Annotated in this window: 1 protein-coding gene and 1 pseudogene; both read right to left on the bottom strand. The window is 66.9% G+C overall.

Features of this window, described 5'->3' with window-relative positions; genetic code table 11:
* Window positions 1-1,861 (bottom strand): annotated as a pseudogene (locus AC3XYG_RS42225) (hypothetical protein); the annotation flags it as partial.
* 999 nt (window positions 1,862-2,860) lie between these two features.
* The coding region (locus AC3XYG_RS42220) for an autotransporter outer membrane beta-barrel domain-containing protein (protein WP_489145915.1) at window positions 2,861-4,035 on the bottom strand (1,175 nt) is incomplete at its 5' end.

The following is a 4,035-nucleotide window of genomic DNA, read 5'->3' as shown; positions in this document are numbered from 1 at the left end:
TGATCGTGGCCGCGTTGCTGATCGTCACATTGCCGGCGTCGCCGCCGGCGCCGCCATTGCCGCCGCTGCCCGCGTCACCGGTTTCACCGCTGCCGTCGCCGCCCGCGCCGCTGAAGCTCTGCGCCACGATGCCGAAGGAGCCAGCCCCCTGCGTCGCGATCGACGAAGCGCCATCCAGCCAGATCGACAGATCGCCGCCGTTGCCGCCATTGCCGCCGCCTCCACCTCCGGCCTCGCCGATCCCCGCGGCGCCGAAGCCGCCGGTGCCGCCGATGCCGCCCTCCGAGCGCACGACGATGCCGGAGGAGTTCGCGCCCTGCGTCGAGATGGCGGTGGAAGCCAGCGCCACGGTCACGCCGGCGGAGTAGCCGCCCGCACCGCCGGTGCCGCCGAAGGCACTGCCGATCGTCCCCTGGGCGTCGCCGGCGTCGCCGGCGTTGCCGCCGATGCTGGCCACGAGGATCCCCGGGGAGGTGCCGCCGCTGGTTGTCACGCTGATCGGCGAGCCAGACATGCCGACGAAGTTGATATTGGCCGTCGACTGGACGTTGCCGCCGTTCCCGCCGGCACCTCCGTCCGCCTCGCTGAAGTCGACCTCGGATCCGCCCGCGCCCCCGGTACCGCCCTGCAGCACGACGGCGACGCCCGCCGAGTCCGTGCCGGCGGTCGCGATTGGAATCGCCCCAAACTCGGCCACCACCGAGACGGCGTCCTGCGGCAGCACGACACCGCCGCCGTTGCCGCCATTGTTGTGCGCCGAGGACTGGTCCGGGTTGCAATCGGCGCCGTCCTGGCAGCCGCTGAGCGCGCCGGCGCCGCCCACGCCATACACCAGAAGGCCGGGCAGCTTGTCGCCGGTGGTGCTGACGCCCGCATTCCCACTCACCTGGATGGTGGCCCCGGCGACGGCTCCCCCATTGCCGCCGGCCTGATTGTCATCGCCACCACTCTGCGGCCCCTCGCCGCCCGACCCGCCGAAAGCCGCGGCCATGATACCGGCGCCGAGATAGGGCGCCTGCGTGGAAGGCGGCGTGCCGCTCATCGTGACGATGACGTCTCCACCCGCGTGTTTGACCGTGGCGATCCCGCTGTCGCCGCCGTTGCCGCCCGGGGAGCTCGAATTCCAGTTGCCGTTGCCGCCCTGGGACTGCGCCTGAAGGCCGTAGACGCCGTAGCTGGTGGTCCCAGCGTTCTGCCAGGTCCAGTCGACGGAGACGGGGGTGATATTCGCAATGTAGGCGTAGCCGCCATTGCCGCCGGCGCCTCCGCCGTTGCCGGGGCCGCCCGAGCTGCCGTCGCCGCCACGGGAGAAGACCTGGAGGCCGGCGAAGCCGAGCTGACCTGTGGCCGTCGCGGAGACCCATCCGCTGTAGGCCCCTCCGCTATTGTCGATCTGCGCGCCGGACGAGGAGCCACCGGCCCCGCCCGACGTTCCGGCGCCCCCCTCGTCGCTGGCCCAGATCGCCGCTCCGCTCCCGATCGTCGCGCCCGTCAGATCCAGGATGACGACCCCGCTATTGCTGATCTGGAGTCCCGAATTCGTGTTGCCGCCGGGGTTGCCTGACCCGGCGCCCTGTTGTGCCCAGATGCCGAAGGCGTATTGGGAGAAGGAGCCCGGGCTGGCGGATGCCGTGATGCTCCCCTGGTTGTTGACTATGAGGCCGTAGGTGTCGCCCGATCCGTAGGCGGAATTGCCCAGCACGGTGTCGTTGCCGTTCGTGAGCGTGACGTCGAAGGTGCCGTAGGAATTGACGACCAGATTCTGTCCGGCGGAGATGTTGGCGGGGGGCTCGCTTGTGCCCACGCCGGGCGTCGTATAATTGCCCGCGGCGATGGTGCAGGTGTAGGAGTTGTTCTGCACCCCGCAGCTCTGCTGCGCCGCGGCCTCGCCTGGAGCGACAAGCCAGGCCGCCGTGCCAAGCAATAAAGCGCGCAGTGGCGAGGGCCGGGCCCACGAGTTGACGCGAGAAACATGTAAATGCTGTGCCACGGTGCCCCCCACCTGTGTTGCCTGACCTGTCCGACCTTGCATGCTCCCCTGGGTCGCTCCGAACTCGTCCGGAGATCGAGAACCACGGGCTCGCCAAAACACCGATCCGCGAGGCAACAGCCGGCCGCGCCGTCGGCTCCCGGACGACCGGGCCCAAAAACGGGCAAATCGGATCACTCGCGAAAGTGATGACGGGCAAATCGTTTATGATTTGCCGAGCATGCAGGCCACGAGAGGCCTTAAATCTGTTGCTGGTAAAACTCTAAAAGCGATCAGTCTTGATCGCTGCCGAGGATCCGGGATGCCGCGTAAGATTTCGGGCGATCCATCCAACCAATACCCATTTCAACCTTGCCCCCTTCTTCAAAATCGAAACCGCCCGCTGTCTACACCCTTGGTCAGGACTTAAATCTTAAGCAAGCCCGCCTGGATGGGCGGGGTCGACTGAAGCCGACGCCATTGCAATTCCGGGAAAACGGCGACCGCCATGTCGGACATATAAACATATGTCGAGCCGCCAACGCTGGCAACGATATTTCATGGCCTTTGCCACTCAATTGGGAAGATTTCCTGCGTGTTGTCAGTCGTGGCCATCGGAAGCCCGGGCAACGATGTCCTTAGGCATGTCTTTCCGATAAAACTCGGGCATCGCCGGGCAATCCAGGCAGTCACGAGCGTCGTAATTAACATTTGATAATAATTTGGCCGCGTCCGGCAAAGCCGGTATGGCCCTTCGGCCAAGGCTGGAAATCCATAAATTGATCGGTGAATGACTTCAGAGTTCCTGTTGCCGCCGCGAGCATTCGGCAATCTTGCACAGTTGCAGGACCGGACCGCAGGACGACGCCCGCGGTCCGTCCATGCCCGCCGTCAGAAGTGATAGGCGAAGCGGGCGCTTGCGGTCTGGCTGAGGAAGGTGTCGCCGACATCGGCGGTGTATTCCCCCTTCAGTTCGAAGCCGCCGGTGCGGAACAACTGCAGGCCGAGATCGATCTTGCCCACCACCTCCGGCGAGTCGACGTAGTCGCTGAAGGTGCCGTCGGCCGAGGAGGCGCCGACGAAGCTGGAATGGATCGTGCGGGTGTTGTCCGGCTGATAGGCGACGCCGAGCCCGGCAAAGGCCCGCAGCGTCGTCTGGTCGTCCAGGTCCAGCCGGCCGCCGACCTCCACCATCGGCGACAGGGCGACGCTGGTCTTGCTGCTGCCGCGGACATCCAGGGCGTAGAGGTCGTCGCCCCGTTCCTTGAAGCCGGGCAGGTCGGTGTAGACCAGGTCGAGGTCGCCATAGGGCCGGATGTACCAGTCGTCGAAGGCGAACTCATAGCCGGCGCGCAGCCGCCCGCCGGCCAGGAACATGCTCGGGTCGCTCTTCACCGTCTCGCTGACGCCCGGCAGGCTGACCTGCCGGTCGGTGTGGAACGAGCCGCCGGCGAAGGCGACCGAGCCTGCGACCTGCCAAGGCCCCATGACGTGCTTCAGGGTGACGGAGCCGTCATAGGTGTCGCCATTGCCGGAGGAGGTGCGATCCATCGTCGCCCAGGTCTGGCCCGCGGCGAAGGAGGCGCCGAGGAACCAGTCGGGGGCGATGGCATGCTGGGCGCCGACGCGGTAGGTGGTGCCCGAGACGTGATAGCCCTGGGTGTCGCCGCTGGCCCATTGGTCGGTCCAGCTGCCGGTGAACCGGGCCCAGACGCAGTTGTCCTCGCCCAGCAGCACGTTCTGGTCGACGAAGACCGGGCAGCTCATGGCAGCGCCGAGGATGGTGCCGGCCGAATTGGCCAGCGCGATCGACTGCGCGTGGGTGGCCTTGCTGGAATACGCATCGAGCGCCGCCTTGTAGTCGCCGGCATCGCTGATCCGCGACAGTTCGGCGAAGCGGGTGGCGAAGGCGGTGTCGCCGTTGTTCCAGGCCCGCTCATGGTAGTGGGCGAGGGAGGCTTCGCTCTTGCTCAGGGTGACGCCGCTGGGCGAGAAGTTCGAGCGCGGCGCCAGGGTCAAGGTGTTGCCGGACTGCGCCGTGTCCCAATGGAACAGCAGCGAGTCCA

This window comes from Inquilinus sp. (assembly GCF_057815775.1).
This window is presented reverse-complemented; position numbering and strand designations above follow the sequence as displayed.